This is a genomic window from Devosia sp. ZW T5_3 (assembly GCF_044987315.1).
Taxonomy (GTDB): domain Bacteria; phylum Pseudomonadota; class Alphaproteobacteria; order Rhizobiales; family Devosiaceae; genus Devosia.
On the sequence record NZ_JBJDRE010000021.1, the window covers coordinates 13,266 to 27,413 of the forward strand.

The 14,148-nt window shown below is 62.1% G+C and carries 12 protein-coding genes; 8 read left to right on the forward strand and 4 right to left on the reverse strand.

All coding sequences use genetic code 11. The annotated features are described in order from the left end of the window. Window positions 1-210: 210 nt before the first annotated feature. The 5 genes from carB (at window position 211) to ACI3KW_RS20740 (ending at window position 6,679) form a co-directional block, all read left to right on the forward strand. Window positions 211-3,522 (forward strand): carbamoyl-phosphate synthase large subunit, encoded by a 3,312-nt coding sequence (gene carB, locus ACI3KW_RS20720; protein WP_404849663.1) that lies wholly within the window; start codon window positions 211-213, stop codon window positions 3,520-3,522. After that, window positions 3,523-4,386: an aminoglycoside phosphotransferase family protein gene (locus ACI3KW_RS20725; protein WP_404849664.1), complete on the forward strand. Its 864-nt coding sequence runs from the start codon at window positions 3,523-3,525 to the stop codon at window positions 4,384-4,386. A 170-nt stretch (window positions 4,387-4,556) separates the two neighbouring features. Then, a complete protein-coding gene (locus tag ACI3KW_RS20730; protein WP_404849665.1) occupies window positions 4,557-5,357 on the forward strand; it encodes a phytanoyl-CoA dioxygenase in 801 nt (266 codons plus the stop codon). Window positions 5,358-5,486: 129 nt separating this feature from the next. Next, window positions 5,487-6,128 carry a type B chloramphenicol O-acetyltransferase gene (catB, locus tag ACI3KW_RS20735; RefSeq protein ID WP_404849666.1) on the forward strand — a complete coding sequence of 214 codons (642 nt, stop codon included), beginning with the start codon at window positions 5,487-5,489 and terminating at the stop codon, window positions 6,126-6,128. A gap of 56 nt (window positions 6,129-6,184) precedes the next feature. Next, entirely contained in the window at window positions 6,185-6,679 is a 495-nt protein-coding gene (locus ACI3KW_RS20740; RefSeq protein ID WP_404849667.1) for a hypothetical protein, read from the forward strand. Between the two features lie 30 nt (window positions 6,680-6,709). On the opposite strand, the gene ltaE is transcribed toward ACI3KW_RS20740, so the two are convergent. The 3 genes from ltaE to ACI3KW_RS20755 form a co-directional block, all read right to left on the reverse strand. After that, window positions 6,710-7,726, reverse strand: coding sequence for a low-specificity L-threonine aldolase (ltaE, locus tag ACI3KW_RS20745; protein WP_404849668.1), 1,017 nt, complete (start codon window positions 7,724-7,726; stop codon window positions 6,710-6,712). A gap of 60 nt (window positions 7,727-7,786) precedes the next feature. Further along, window positions 7,787-8,980 carry a glycoside hydrolase family 5 protein gene (locus ACI3KW_RS20750; RefSeq protein WP_404849669.1) on the reverse strand — a complete coding sequence of 398 codons (1,194 nt, stop codon included), beginning with the start codon at window positions 8,978-8,980 and terminating at the stop codon, window positions 7,787-7,789. A 63-nt stretch (window positions 8,981-9,043) separates the two neighbouring features. After that, window positions 9,044-10,042 carry a class I SAM-dependent DNA methyltransferase gene (locus ACI3KW_RS20755; protein ID WP_404849670.1) on the reverse strand — a complete coding sequence of 333 codons (999 nt, stop codon included), beginning with the start codon at window positions 10,040-10,042 and terminating at the stop codon, window positions 9,044-9,046. A 510-nt stretch (window positions 10,043-10,552) separates the two neighbouring features. Here ACI3KW_RS20755 and ACI3KW_RS20760 point away from each other — a divergent pair. Further along, the gene (locus ACI3KW_RS20760) at window positions 10,553-10,762 is read left to right on the forward strand and encodes a cold-shock protein (protein WP_086470158.1); all 210 of its coding nucleotides are present in this window, start codon (window positions 10,553-10,555) and stop codon (window positions 10,760-10,762) included. A 371-nt stretch (window positions 10,763-11,133) separates the two neighbouring features. On the opposite strand, the gene ACI3KW_RS20765 is transcribed toward ACI3KW_RS20760, so the two are convergent. Next, the gene (locus ACI3KW_RS20765; RefSeq protein WP_404849671.1) at window positions 11,134-12,276 is read right to left on the reverse strand and encodes a PQQ-dependent sugar dehydrogenase; all 1,143 of its coding nucleotides are present in this window, start codon (window positions 12,274-12,276) and stop codon (window positions 11,134-11,136) included. Window positions 12,277-12,474: 198 nt separating this feature from the next. On the opposite strand from ACI3KW_RS20765, the gene greA reads away from it, so the two are divergent. Together greA and trxB are read left to right on the forward strand one after the other, a co-directional pair. Further along, window positions 12,475-12,948, forward strand: coding sequence for a transcription elongation factor GreA (greA, locus tag ACI3KW_RS20770; RefSeq protein WP_113122318.1), 474 nt, complete (start codon window positions 12,475-12,477; stop codon window positions 12,946-12,948). A 215-nt stretch (window positions 12,949-13,163) separates the two neighbouring features. Then, window positions 13,164-14,114 (forward strand): thioredoxin-disulfide reductase, encoded by a 951-nt coding sequence (trxB, locus tag ACI3KW_RS20775; RefSeq protein ID WP_404849672.1) that lies wholly within the window; start codon window positions 13,164-13,166, stop codon window positions 14,112-14,114. Window positions 14,115-14,148: the final 34 nt, after the last annotated feature.

A 14,148-nucleotide genomic window follows, 5' to 3' on the forward strand; every position in this document is an offset into this window, starting at 1 on the left:
CCCCGCCGCGGTGTCCACGACAAAGGGGCAAACCACCCCTTCCCTTTCCGACGCTTCTCCGCTAGACAGCCCACCTAACCACCCCGTCCAAGCCTTCCCCAAGCGCCGCAACGCCCTGTTGTCGTGCGCGAATGGTGCGGGTGGCCTGAGCGCCGGGTGATTCTTCCTCGCCCGCCCCGTCTGTAGACCGAGCCGAGCGAGCCCAAAGAAATGCCAAAACGTACCGACATTAAATCGATCCTCATCATCGGTGCGGGTCCGATCATCATCGGGCAGGCTTGCGAGTTCGATTACTCGGGCACCCAGGCGTGCAAGGCGCTCAAGGAAGAGGGCTACCGCATCATTCTGGTGAACTCGAACCCGGCAACGATCATGACTGATCCGGACCTGGCCGACGCCACCTATATGGAGCCGATCACCCCCGAAGTGGTCGCCAAGATCATCGAAAAGGAACGCCCCGATGCCCTGCTGCCCACCATGGGCGGCCAGACGGCACTGAACTGCGCGCTCTCGCTGCGCAAGATGGGCATTCTCGAAAAGTACAATGTCGAAATGATCGGCGCCACCGCCGAAGCCATCGACAAGGCCGAAGACCGCGAGCTGTTCCGCGACGCCATGAAGAAGATCGGGCTGGAAACACCCCGCTCCATGCTGGCCCACAACACCATCGAAGCGCTGCAGGCCCTTGAGGTCATTGGCCTTCCCGCCATCATCCGCCCCAGCTTCACCCTGGGCGGCACCGGCGGCGGCATTGCCTACAATCGCGAAGAATATCTCGCCATCGTCGAAAGCGGTGTCGATGCCTCCCCCACCAATGAAGTGCTGGTGGAAGAAAGCGTGCTCGGCTGGAAAGAGTACGAAATGGAAGTTGTCCGCGACAAGAAGGACAATTGCATCATCATCTGCTCGATCGAGAATATCGATCCGATGGGCGTCCACACCGGCGACTCCATCACCGTCGCCCCGGCCCTGACGCTGACCGACAAAGAATACCAGATCATGCGCGACGCCAGCTTGGCCGTTTTGCGCGAAATCGGCGTCGAGACCGGCGGCTCCAACGTGCAGTTCGGCATCAACCCCGCTGATGGCCGCATGGTCGTCATCGAGATGAACCCGCGCGTGTCCCGCTCCTCGGCCCTCGCGTCGAAGGCCACCGGCTTCCCCATCGCCAAGGTCGCGGCACGCCTCGCCGTCGGCTACACGCTGGACGAATTGGACAACGACATCACCGGCGGCATGACCCCGGCCTCGTTCGAGCCGACCATCGACTATGTCGTGGTGAAAATCCCGCGCTTTGCCTTCGAGAAATTCCCCGGCGCCGACAATCGCCTGACCACCTCGATGAAGTCGGTCGGCGAAGCCATGGCCATTGGCCGCACCTTCCAGGAAAGCCTGCAAAAGGCCCTGCGCTCGCTCGAAACCGGCCTCACCGGTCTCAACGAGATCGGCATTCCCGGCCTGGGCGAAGGCGAAGACAAGAACGCCATCAAGGCAGCCCTTGGCACGCCCACGCCCAATCGCCTGCTGCACGTTGCCGAGGCCATGCGCCTGGGCATGAGCCTTGAAGACATTCACGAAGCCTGCAAGATCGACCCCTGGTTCCTGGAACAGATGCAGGGGATCGTCGATACCGAGGCCAAGGTGCGCGAATTCGGCCTGCCGCAGGACGCGGTCAATCTGCGCGCCCTCAAGGGCATGGGCTTCTCCGATGCCCGCCTCGCCCAGCTCGCCGCCCTCAAGCCATCCGACGTGCGCAAGCTGCGCCACTCGCTCGACGTGCGTCCGGCCTATAAGCGCATCGACACCTCCGCTGCCGAATTCGCTTCGCCAACGGCCTATATGTATTCGACCTATGAGACGACCTTTGCCGGCGCCGTGGCCGACGAGGCTCGTCCGACCGACCGCAAGAAGGTCGTCATCCTGGGCGGTGGTCCCAACCGTATCGGCCAGGGCATCGAGTTCGATTATTGCTGCTGCCATGCCGCCTTCGCGCTGGCTGACGCCGGCTATGAAACCATCATGGTCAACTGCAATCCCGAGACCGTCTCGACCGACTACGACACCTCCGACCGGCTCTATTTCGAGCCGCTGACCGAGGAAGACGTGCTCGAAATCCTGCTGCGCGAAAAGCAGAACGGCACGCTGCATGGCGTCATCGTCCAGTTCGGTGGCCAGACCCCGCTGAATCTGGCCGAAGCTGTGCTCAAGGCCGGCGTGCCGATCCTGGGCACCCAGCCGGACGCCATCGATCTGGCCGAAGACCGCGATCTCTTCTCCAAGCTGCTCAACAAGCTGGAGTTGACTCAACCCAAGAACGGCATCGCCTATTCCCTTGAACAGGCTCGTCTTGTTGCCGAACGCCTGGGCTATCCGCTGGTCATCCGCCCCTCCTATGTGCTGGGCGGCCGCGCCATGGCCATTGTCCACTCGGCCAATGATTTCGAGCGCTATGTGCAGGACACGCTGACCGGCTTGGTCCCGCCCGATATCCTGCAGCGCTACCCCAACGACAAGACCGGCCAGATCAATTCGGTCCTCTCCGACAATCCCCTGCTGTTCGATGCCTATCTCAGCGGCGCCACCGAAATCGACGTCGATGCTCTTTGCGACGGCAAGGACGTGTTCGTTGCCGGCATCATGGAGCATATCGAAGAGGCCGGCATTCACTCCGGCGACAGCGCCTGCTCGCTGCCCCCGCAGAACCTGACGCCCGAGGTCATGGCCGAGCTCAAGCGGCAGACCGCCGAACTGGCCTTCTCCCTCAAGGTCGGCGGGCTGATGAATGTGCAATATGCCCTCAAGGACGGCGTCATCTACCTGCTCGAAGTCAATCCGCGCGCCTCGCGTACAGTGCCCTTCGTCGCCAAAGTGATCGGCCAGCCCATCGCCAAGATCGCCAGCCGCATCATGGCCGGCGAGAGCCTGGCCAGCTTTGGCCTCGTGGAAAAGACCTTCAAGCATGTCGCCGTCAAGGAAGCCGTGTTCCCGTTCAACCGCTTCCCCGGCGTCGATACGGTCCTCGGGCCCGAAATGAAGTCGACCGGCGAAGTGATTGGCCTCGATACCAATTTCGCCATGGCTTTCGCCAAGTCGCAAATGGGTGCCGGCTCCAAGGTCCCCACCAGCGGCACCGCCTTCATCTCGGTGCGTGAGGCCGACAAGCCCTATATCGTGGACATGGCCCGCCATCTCGCCGAAGCCGGTTTCACCATCCTCGCCACCAGCGGCACCCAACGCTATCTGGTGGAAAACGGCATCGCCGCCACCAAGATCAACAAGGTGCTCGAAGGCCGTCCGCACATCGTGGACTCCATGAAGAATGGCGGCGTGCAGCTGGTGATCAACACCACCGATGGCATGAAATCGATCTCGGACAGCCGCGACATCCGCCGCACCGCCCTGCTCGCCAAGATCCCCTACTACACCACCATCGACGGCGCCCTCGCCGCGGTGGAGGGGATCGTTGCCCTCAAGCAAGGCAGCATGCAGGTCCGCTCGCTGCAAAGCTACTTCGCGGTTTAGATGAGCCAGAACCTCTCCCCGGACACTACGGCGAGGGTTGAAAAGCTATTGGGCTGGGCGCCGGAGCACTGGCGTCCAGTTTTCGGAGGCTACACGCCGGCCGCGCGCTATGCCGTGGCGGCCGGCGAGCGCACCGGCTTCGTCAAGATCGCGACGACCGAGATTTCGGCGCGGCAGGTCAACAGCGAAATCATCGCCTATGCCGGCATTTCTGGCCCGTTCGTCCCCCGCCTTCTCGGGGCGGAGCCGCATCCGACAACCCCAATCCTCATTATCGAAGACCTCAGCAGTGCGACGTGGCCTCCGCCATGGACCGACGAGCTGCTTGGCCGGGTTCTCGACACCATCGCCGAAATGCATCGAACGCCATCCATGCTCGCTCATGGTGGTCTGTTGCAGGGCCGTGAAGCAGGTTGGCCGAGCGTCGCGGCCAAACCCGACCCTTTCCTCTCGCTCGGGCTCGTTTCGTCGCAATGGTTGGAACGCGCCTTGCCCACGCTGCTGGCCGCCGAAGCGGCTTGTCCGCTAGCCGGCGATGCGCTGACCCATCTCGACCTCAGAAGCGACAATCTTTGCGTCACTGCTGAGGGTGTCAAAATCATCGATTGGGCCGAGGCCTGTCGGTCCGATCCTGGCGTTGATCTCGGCTTCTTCCTGCCAAGTCTGGCATATGAGGGCGGGCCGCTTCCCGAAACCATTCTGCCGGAGCGCGCCGACGTTGCCGCGACTGTCGCCGGCTTCTTTGCCGCCCGCGCCGGGCTGCCCGATATTCCGCTCTCGCCCTTCGTCCGGCGTGTGCAGCGCGAACAATTGTCCACGGCCCTGCCATGGGCAATCCGCGCACTGGGCCTGCCGCAGAGTTGACAGCGGATCACTCCTGCCTATGATCGATCTCACCATGATGATGTCCGAAGCAACTAAGTTCGCAGTGCACTTGAACGCCTAACGGCGCTCATTGGAGCACGTCCGACGAGCGGTTACCGCTCGATCCGGCTGTCCGCTGCGACGGCCACGCGAACTTATGGACATATCTCATGCCCTCTCATTCTGCTGCGCTTAGCCAAGCGCAAATCGCTGCCTTCATTTCCGACGGCTTTGTCCGCATCGACAACGCCTTCCCCCGCGAACTAGCCGATCAAGGCCGCGCCATCCTCTGGCGGGACACCGGCTGCGACCCGGATGACCCCACAACCTGGACCAAACCGGTGATCCGGCTAGGCGGTTATTCCGACCTCCCCTTCCGCACCGCGGCCAACACGCCGCTCCTGCATGCCGCTTATGACCAGCTTGCCGGCAAAGCCAGGTGGGTACCGCCGCAAGGTCTGGGGACGTTCCCGGTGCGCTTCCCCTCGCCCGATGATCCCGGCGATGCAGGCTGGCATGTCGATGTCAGCTTCGGCTGGCAGGAAAACCCGACCGACTTCCTGGCCTGGCGCGTCAATGTCAGCTCGAAAGATCGGGCCCTGCTGATGCTGTTCCTCTTCTCCGATGTGGGGGAATTGGACGCGCCAACCCGTATCCGGGTCGGCTCGCATCGCGACATTGCCCGCCAGCTGGAACCGGCCGGGGAAGCCGGACTAAGCCTGCGCGAGCTGGCCGCTGACGGTTTTGCCGGCACGGCCCACTGCCCGGAAGTCCTAGCGACCGGCGAAGCCGGCACGGTCTATCTGTGCCATCCGTTCCTGGTCCACGCAGCCCAGCCGCACCGGGGAACGCGACCGCGCTTCATGGCCCAACCGCCGCTCCAGCCCAGCGAACAACTCTCGCTCGACCGGTCCGACGGCGCCTATTCCCCGGTCGAAACAGCCATCCGCCAGGCGCTCAACCGCGCCTGACATCTACCAGTAGACCTCATGGTGAGCCCGTCGAACCACGAGGTCGTGGCACCATCTCGCCACGACCTCGCCCTTCGACAAGCTCAGGGTGAGGTCTGCTGGGGAAACCACCATTCCTCAGAGACAAAAATGACCAACTATTTCAAAGACGCCTTCAGCGGCATCCGGCTCGATGAGCAGGTGACCAATCCCAACATCATCGTGGGCCGCTACAGCTATTATTCCGGCTATTACCACGGCCATAGCTTCGACGATTGCGCCCGCTTCCTGATGACCACGCCCGGCGTCGACAAGCTGATCGTGGGCAGTTTCTGCTCCATCGGCTCCGGCGCCGCCTTCATCATGGCCGGCAATCAGGGCCATCGCTACGATTGGGTCAGCTCCTTTCCGTTCCACTACATGCCCGAAATCCCCGGCTTCGGCACGGCGGCGGACGCCTTTGCTCCAGCCGGCGACACAATCATCGGCAATGACGTGTGGATCGGCACCGAAGCCATCATCATGCCCGGCATCACTATCGGGCATGGCGCCGTCATCGGCACGCGGGCGCTCGTCACCAAGGACGTCGAGCCCTACGCCATTATCGGTGGCAACCCGGCCAAGGTGATCCGCAAACGCTTCAGTGACGAGCACATCGCCATGCTGCTTGAAATGGCCTGGTGGGACTGGCCACACGAGCAACTGCTCGCTGCAATGCCGCTGATGACCAGCGACGATATCCCCGCTTTGCACGCCCATTGGTGCAATGTCGTCGCGCCTTTGGGGGATTGACGCCAAGCCTACCGGGGACCCAATTTGGGTCCTCGGCATTTCCTCTCGGAGACATTATGCGGCTCATCTGCACCATCCTGCTGGCGGCCTCCATTGCCACGCCAGCCCTGGCCCAGAGCACGGATTTCAACCCCTACCAGGCCGTACTCGATCAAATGCCCCAGGCCGAGGCAGAGGCCCTGATCGAAGCGGCCTATGGCCCGATCACGACCCGTCAGCCGGGCAATCCGGAGGTCGATGGCGATAGCGAGATGGTTTACGCCGAGGGCAGCGGCCAGAATTTAAAGGTGTTTCTCTTCTGCGATGGCAAGCTCGCCTATGCGTCGGCACCGATTACCGCAAAGGTCGCTATGGACATCCTGCGCCCGATGACGAGTTCACCAGATTTGGGCAAAGTCTACCCAACCGAAGACGGCGTCACCTTCTTGCTGCGCGATGGCGCCTTGAACGTCACCTATTGGGGCACTGGCACCGACGCCAGCGGCGTAGGCGTTGCCTACCCCACCCAGATATTTAACAATTACGAAGGCTGCAAAGGGATCTCGAAGTAAGCGCCGCTTTCGCGCCGCCCGCCTTGCCGACTAGCGGAAAAATTCCGCCACGTCGGTCAGCGCGCCTTCGATAGCCTCGTCATCGACATCGAGATGCGTCACCCAGCGCTGTCGGCCATAGCGGCCGGTGGTCCCGATGCCGCGCTCGGCGAGGAACGTATTGAACCGCTCGCCCAGCTCCGCCTCGCAATTGAGGAAGATGATATTGGTATGCGGCTCGGTCACCTTGAGCTGGTCAAACGCCGCCAGCCCCTCGGCCAGCCGCTTGGCCCGGCGATGATCATCGGCCAGCCGCGCCACATTATGCTCCAGCGCATAAAGCCCCGCCGCCGCTAAAATCCCCGACTGGCGCATGCCGCCGCCCAGCATTTTGCGATTGCGCCGCGCCGTCTCGATCAGATCGGCCCGCCCGACCAGAACCGACCCCACCGGCGCGCCCAAGCCCTTGGACAGGCAGATCGAAACCGTATCGAAATCAGCGGTAAAATCCTTGATATCCATGCCCAGCGCCACGCTGGCATTGAACGCCCGCGCACCATCGAGATGCAGCCCTAGCCCATGCCGCCGCGCCAGCTCGGCCACCGCGGCCATATACGCCACCGGCAGGATCTGCCCGCCATGGGTGTTTTCCAGCGCAATCACCCGCGTCGTCGCAAAGTGGCTGTCATCGACCTTGATCGCCGCCTCGATATCACTGAGCGCCAGCGTGCCGTCGGGCTGATGGGCGATCGGCTGCGGCTGGATCGAGCCGAGCACCGCCGCGCCACCGGCTTCCCAGCGGTAGCAATGGGCATTCTGCCCGGCGATATATTCGTCGCCGCGCCCGCAATGGCTCATCAGCGCCAGTAGATTGGACTGCGTCCCCGACGGCACAAACAGTGCCGCGTCCTTGCCCAGCATGGCCGCCATACGCTGCTCGAGCTGGCTGACGGTGGGGTCGTCACCAAACACATCATCGCCCACCTCGGCCTCAACCATGGCCGTCCGCATTGCAGCGGATGGCCTGGTGACAGTGTCGGAGCGGAAATCGTAGCGAATGGTGTTCATGCGGCAACCTCAATAGACTTCGCCATGAGGTCTATTGAGGCGCGGCTGGCTTGTCAGCCCCTACTCGTGCAACCCTGCCTGAATGGCATCCCATAGCGGATTGGGCTTGTAGGGCATGACGGGCGTCTGCCCCTTTTCCACGGCTTCCCAATATTTCCAGCCCAGCGCGTCGCTGCCCAGCTCATAGTCGAACCCGTCATATTCATCCTCGCGGAACGAATAGAAGGCCCAGTGAATGTCATGCGCGTTGAGATTGGCCATCACGTCGGTCAGGTAATCAGCGCAGCCCTCATTGCGCCGCATACAGCCAAATTCGGCAGCCACAATGCGGTTGGCGGGGATGGCCTGCTTGTCCGCCCAATCATAAACCGGCTGCAGGAAGGCATTGATTGTGCTGGCATTCCAGGCCACATCGCCCGTCCCGAACGGCACCGTGCCGGGATAGACGTAGCCCAGCTTGTCGCGGAAATTCTTGCCGGCGGTAAAGTTATAGGGCTCGTACATATGGAAGGCGTAGAGCACCTTGTCGTCGCTTAAGGCATCAGGCCAGCCGCTGAACGCTCCGGCATTGGCGTACCAGCCAGCATCTACCATGATCGGCGTATCGGGATCGACCGAGCGGATAGCGGCGATGACCATTTCGTAAAATGCCGGCAGGTCGCGCGCCGTACCTTTGTTGGCCTCGGCAAAGGCAATGTGGCTCGAAACGTCGCCCGGCGCGGTGTTTTCCGCCGAACCCGTGCCGCGCTCCGGTGCCGGTTCATTGACGATATTATAGGCCAGCACGCCCGGATTATCCTTGAGCTCAGCGGCCAGATCGCGCCAGAAATCGGCCGTCTGCTGCCAATAGGCCTTGTCCTCCCAGATGCGGCCATCGAACTTGTCGCCATTGTTCTGGCTCCAGCGCATTCCTGGCAAACTCAGTGGCGTGATGACCATGTCGACCCCGGAATCGTGAGCCATTCCAAGCACTTGCTTGAGCCGCGCCAGGTCCGGCTGCACCAGCCCGTCATAGTGATCGGCATCCCCGATCAGGAAGTCGCGCTCGGTGGCGTCCCACTTGTCATAGGCCAGGCGGCCCCATTGAATGCCGGCGGCATGCGCCTCGACAAACCGCTCGGCTGAAGGCTTGACGGAAAAGAAGTTACTGCCTTTGCGCTGGGTGTCCCAGAAGCCGATCGTATCGCCCGCCAGCGCCGGAAAGCTGGCCAGGAACAATGCGAGCACGAGGCCCGCCTTTGCTGCAATTTTCATAAAAGTCCCGCTTGTTGTGCTGGCCGGGACACGAGGCCCCAAACGGGGCGCGACTATGGCGGGCTAGGCCGCGGCGACGCCGGAGACGGCAAATTCGGCTACCATCTCGTCATCTAACGTTAGCAGACTGTTAACGTTGACGGGCTTGCGCGCTAAAACCAGGATACCCTCGATGGGCGAGCCTCGGTCCTGCCGCAGCGTCGCCTTCTCGAACCTCAGGATTTCGAGGCCCGCATCGAGCAAAGCCTGCCGCGTTGCCGCAACGCCATGGGCATAGCGCAACGATGGCCGCAGGAACACCGCCTCCTCGCCGTCATGGGCTTCGAGTGAAAATGCCAACAGCCCACCGGGCAGCATGGCCGGCACCACGGCGGACAAAACCGGCCGCAGCGCGCCGCAATAGATGAACACATCGGCTGCGGTCACGAGATCCGCCTCGGCCATCCGGCCTGCCAGCGCGGCGACCAGTTCGGCCTTGTCGAGGCGATCGTAAATGCCCTTCTTGCCGGTCTCGGCAATCATGGCGGCACTGAGGTCGACGCCTTCGAGATAGGACACCTTGGCCCGCACCCGCTCGCCCATCAGTCCCGTGCCGCAGCCCAGATCGATGGCCAAAGCGAAACGCTCTATGCCCAGCCGCCCCATCTCCGCGACCAGCATGGCGTCGAGCAGGGCCGGCACCTGATAGCCCAGATTTTGCAACAAGGCGCTTTCAAAGCGCGGCGCATATTGGTCGAACAGCGCCTCGACATAGCTGACCGCGGTGCCTTCGCTGGCGCTGGCCGCGCCATGGGCCGCCAGTTTCAGGCCGGCACCGAACAGGCCATCATCGTCCAGCGCTTCAAGATGGCGCCAGGCCGAAATGGCGCCGGAAATATCGCCCGCCTTCTCGCTGTAATTGCCCAGCAATTCCCAGCCGGCCGCCCATTGGGGTGTCAGCTCGAGCGCCTGCGCCATCAGATCGGCCGCGGCAGCATGATCCCCGCCCTCGGCCAGCATCTTGGCATAGCCGGCACGACGGTCGGCGATGACATCGCCGGAAGAATGAAACGCCTTGGTCAAGACGAAGTGATCTCTGGAGGGCTACCGGTCCCGTTGGCCCGGCGAGCGGGGGATTTGCAGCAAATCCGGGCCGAAATCAAGCAGCTCTTTTGCACTGCATAGCTGGGGTGCGACCAAGAGCGCGGTAGCCAATGCCTGCAATTGGCGTAGTATGCCTTGGTCCCAGTCGCATTGTTCGCATCCGATCGGCGACAGGATGCCTTTGGCCGCAGGCTCATCGCGTGTCCGCACCGGGTTCCCCAAGACCTGGCGCAAATACTTGACGGAATTCAGCTTTCCCCCGGCAAATCAGCAGATTGGCCGGGCGCTTTGTCATGTGTAAACAAATTATTGAACGCCGCTTTTTTTGGGGCTAAGCTCATCGGATCGAATATTGCGGCCGACCGATCTGATCCTGCGAATACCATTCGCGCATGCTGACGTCACTTTCCGATATTTCGATATCATCAAGTCCTGGTCATCATGACTGGGACCGTCTACCGCAGCGATTGCACGAGGGAAACGCGCATCATGGCAACCGGCACTGTAAAGTGGTTCAACGGCCAAAAGGGATATGGCTTCATTCAGCCGGACGAAGGCGGGGCGGACGTGTTCGTCCACATTTCCGCTGTCCAGCGCTCGGGCCTCAATGGCCTGGATGAGGGCCAGAAGGTCAATTACGAGATCGTCAAGGACAAGCGGACCGGCAAATCCGCCGCCGACAATCTGACGGCCTCCTAATCTAATCTAGCTTCAGCAAATCAATGAAGGGCGCATCGAGGGGATGCGCCCTTTTTGTTTGTGGGGGTGGTGGCCACCATTGCTCCCAACATCACCGCATCTCCCTCGGGCCCGACCCGAGGGCCTCTATGGGCTGGCGCAAGCGGCGAGTGGCCCTCGGGTCGAGCCCGAGGGAGAGCGGTGGGGAGGTGAGATTTGGCGCCTCCATTCGGTGGAATTGTGCACCGATCGTTCAACGAACCACGGCGTCATTCCGGCGCAGGCCGGAATCCATGCTGCGCCCTCTCCCCACACTGGATGCTAAGGATGATCCTCAGCATGGATCCCGGCCTGCGCCGGGATGACATTGTGGGTGGGATGGTTTGGGGGCCTCACACCCCTTCCGGCGCCACCCGGATCACTTGCCCATTACCTGCATCGGTCAGCGCATAGATCGCGCCATCGGGGCCCACCCGCACGTCGCGGATGCGGCCCAGCTCGCCCTCGAACAGGGGCTCTTCGCCGACGACCGTGTCGCCGTCCATGTCGAGCCGCACCATGACCTGGCCGCTGAGGCCGCCGGTGATCAGATCGCCTTGCCAGCCCTCGATCAGGTCGGCGTCATAAAAGGTCAGGCCCGATGGCGAAATCGAGGGGTCCCAATAGTGCAGCGGCTGCTCCATGCCGTCCTGTTCGGTGCCCTCGCCAATCGGCGCGCCGGAATAATCCACGCCATAGGTAATGACCGGCCAGCCATAATTGCGCCCGGCCTGCGGCATGTTGATCTCGTCGCCGCCGCGCGCGCCATGCTCGACGGTGAACAGCGCGCCATCGCTCTGGCGCAGCGTTGCGCCCTGCGGATTGCGATGGCCCTTGCTCCACAATTCGGCTGCCCAGCCCTCGAGTTGTGGATTGTCTGCCGGGATCGAGCCATCCGGCGCAATCCGCACCACGGCGCCCGCCAGGTCGGCCATGTCCTGCGCCCGTTCGGCCTCGCCCCGCTCGCCCAGCGTCACGAACAGATTGCCGTCCTGGCCGATGACGATGCGCGAACCGTAGTGCCGGTCGGTGCCGGTGAACTTGTTCATGCGGAAAATCACATTCTGCTCGCTGAGCGAGCCGCTATCACCCTCGAGCGACAATGTGGCCGAGAGTACCGCCGTGCCCTGCCCGCCTTCGCCCGCTTCGGAAAAGCTCAGATAAATCCGCCCGCTTTCGGCAAAATCGGGCGCCAGCGCCACGTCGAGCAAGCCGCCCTGCCCCCGCGCCACGACCTCCGGCACGCCCTCGATCGGCGCGCCGACTGACCCATTCTGGTCGACCACACGCAATTGCCCGCTGCGCTCGGTCACCAGCATGCGGCCATCGGGTAGGAACCCCATGGCCCAGGGATGATCGAGCCCTTCGGCGATGACCGTCGCGGTCAGCGGCCCCGCCGAAGTCTCGATAGTTTGTGCCGATGCGGGCGCGGCCAGCAGCAGGGCCAAAGCGACGCCGGTCAAAACCGGCAGGCGAGAGGGAGAAAGATGAAACATCCTTGGGCCTTTCGTTTGCAAATGCGCTAAATCTTGAATGGGCATGTGGAGATAACCATCTTCATTGTGCACACCCGCTTGACCGCAACGCGGCGGGCGGGCAATTTGAACCTATCTCCCCCAAAAACTTATCGTGATGCACACGCCGGGTTTGGCTGGGGAGTTTGACGTTTTTGCCGTGCCGAATGGAGGCGACGAATGGACAAGATCCCGATGACGGTCGGAGGCCACAAGGCTCTGACCGCCGAATATGAGCACCGTACTGCAACTGAGCGCCGTCGCATCATTGAGGCGATCGCCGAAGCACGCGCCCATGGGGACCTGTCGGAAAACGCCGAATATTCGGCCGCCAAGGAACAGCAGAGCCTCAATGAAGGCCGCATCCAGGAACTGGAATCGATTCTGGCTTTGGCCGACATCATCGATGTGACCAAGCTCTCCGGCGCCAGCGTCAAGTTCGGCGCCACGGTGACCTTCCTCGATGAGGATACCGAAGAAGAAAAGACCTATCAGGTCGTGGGCGATCCCGAGGCCGACGCCACTGGCGGACGCGTGTCGATTTCCTCGCCGATTGCCCGCGCCATGATCGGCAAGGAAGAAGGCGATTCGTTCGAAGTTTCAGCCCCCGGTGGGTCCCGCAGCTACGAGATCGTCAAGATCCAGTACATTTAAGACGTCCCGGCGCTCATTTCTTGGGCATTTGCCCAAGGCAGGCTGTGACATTTTAGTGCGATCCACAGCCGCGAGCGCCACAAAAGCGACTTAGCCTTGAAAGAGTACACCTTCGGCCATTAACCTAGGACCAATCGACATTCAGCTTTGGCTGGATGGCGGCTGGCCCAAAAGGGAGGGCCGAGGGCTACTCGCATTTGTTGGAGAGCGTTGCGATGCACGCGAAAGTCATCATCATCGGTTCCGGTCCAGCCGGCTACACCGCCGCCATCTACGCGGCGCGCGCCATGCTGGAGCCTGTGATGATTCAGGGCCTGCAGCCCGGTGGCCAGCTGACCATCACCACCGATGTGGAGAACTATCCCGGCTTTGCCGACGTCATCCAGGGCCCATGGCTCATGGACCAGATGAAGGCGCAGGCCGAGCATGTCGGCACGAAAATTGTCAACGACCTCATCGTCAATGTCGATTTCGACAAGCACCCCTTCATGCTGACCGGCGATAGCGGCGATATCTACACCGCCGATAGCCTGATCATCGCCACCGGCGCCCAGGCCAAATGGCTGGGCATCCCATCCGAGCAGAAGTTCCAGGGCTTTGGCGTATCGGCTTGTGCCACCTGCGACGGCTTTTTCTATCGCAACAAGGAAGTGCTGGTGGTCGGCGGCGGCAATACCGCGGTCGAAGAAGCCCTGTTCCTCACCAATTTTGCCAGCAAGGTCATCGTTGTGCACCGCCGCAACGAATTCCGCGCCGAACGCATCCTGCAGGATCGCCTGTTCAAGAATCCCAAGATCGAAGTGCGCTGGAATACCGAAGTTGCCGAAGTGGGCGGCTCGTCCATGCCCACCTCGGTCAATACGGTCACCCTGCGCGACACTACGACCGGCCGCACTTATGAACAGCCGATCGACGGCATTTTCGTTGCCATCGGTCATGCCCCAGCAACGTCAATATTTGCCGGCAAGCTGGATATGAAGCCGGGCGGCTATTTGCAGGTCAAGGCCGGCACAACCGAAACCAATATACCTGGCGTCTTTGCCGCCGGGGATGTCACGGACGATGTTTACCGTCAGGCAATCACTGCCGCAGGCATGGGTTGCATGGCAGCGCTTGAAGCAGAACGATACCTGGCTGAACACGAGCTCGCCGAAGCGGCGGAGTAGACTGACCGACGACCCAAATAGAAAGCGTCACAAG

Bases quoted from the DNA above. Each gene is read 5' to 3' on its own strand.
- ltaE (WP_404849668.1), bottom strand. From the start codon at position 7,726: ATGAACACCATTCGCTACGATTTCCGCTCCGACACTGTCACCAGGCCA.
- catB (WP_404849666.1), top strand. From the start codon at position 5,487: ATGACCAACTATTTCAAAGACGCCTTCAGCGGCATCCGGCTCGATGAG.
- ACI3KW_RS20725 (WP_404849664.1), top strand. From the start codon at position 3,523: ATGAGCCAGAACCTCTCCCCGGACACTACGGCGAGGGTTGAAAAGCTA.
- ACI3KW_RS20740 (WP_404849667.1), top strand. From the start codon at position 6,185: ATGCGGCTCATCTGCACCATCCTGCTGGCGGCCTCCATTGCCACGCCA.
- trxB (WP_404849672.1), top strand. From the start codon at position 13,164: ATGCACGCGAAAGTCATCATCATCGGTTCCGGTCCAGCCGGCTACACC.
- ACI3KW_RS20750 (WP_404849669.1), bottom strand. From the start codon at position 8,980: ATGAAAATTGCAGCAAAGGCGGGCCTCGTGCTCGCATTGTTCCTGGCC.
- greA (WP_113122318.1), top strand. From the start codon at position 12,475: ATGGACAAGATCCCGATGACGGTCGGAGGCCACAAGGCTCTGACCGCC.
- ACI3KW_RS20765 (WP_404849671.1), bottom strand. From the start codon at position 12,276: ATGTTTCATCTTTCTCCCTCTCGCCTGCCGGTTTTGACCGGCGTCGCT.
- carB (WP_404849663.1), top strand. From the start codon at position 211: ATGCCAAAACGTACCGACATTAAATCGATCCTCATCATCGGTGCGGGT.
- ACI3KW_RS20730 (WP_404849665.1), top strand. From the start codon at position 4,557: ATGCCCTCTCATTCTGCTGCGCTTAGCCAAGCGCAAATCGCTGCCTTC.
- ACI3KW_RS20760 (WP_086470158.1), top strand. From the start codon at position 10,553: ATGGCAACCGGCACTGTAAAGTGGTTCAACGGCCAAAAGGGATATGGC.